Source organism: Pseudoalteromonas sp. c7(2019) (genome assembly GCF_011378625.1).
In the GTDB taxonomy this organism is placed as follows: Bacteria; Pseudomonadota; Gammaproteobacteria; order Enterobacterales; family Alteromonadaceae; genus Pseudoalteromonas; species Pseudoalteromonas arctica.
The window spans coordinates 1-301 of the sequence record NZ_WTKS01000148.1; the positions used below are offsets into that span (position 1 = coordinate 1).

At 37.5% G+C, this 301-nt stretch carries 1 protein-coding gene; it reads left to right on the plus strand.

The genetic code is table 11. The features are described 5' to 3' along the window. Positions 1-301: YihY family inner membrane protein (locus GQR38_RS20365; protein WP_165738101.1), on the plus strand; the 301-nt coding region annotated here is incomplete at both ends.

A 301-nucleotide genomic window follows, 5' to 3' on the forward strand; every position in this document is an offset into this window, starting at 1 on the left:
CCGATGGCTTTTTATCAATCGGGCAGCAAGTACTCAGTTTTATGCCGTTTGTCTTTTCTTGGCTCGCTTTTGCTGGTGTTTATACGTTAGTGCCTCACCAAAGAGTGCGTTTACGTTATGCGATGATAGGTGGTTTTATTGCTGCTTTATTATTTAGCTTAGCGACAGATTTATTTACTTTATATATTACTAATTTCCCATCACAACAGATTATTTATGGCGCATTAGCGGTCATCCCTATTATGTTTGTATGGATCTACTTTAGTTGGTTAATTGTATTAATTGGTGCTGAAGTAACGGC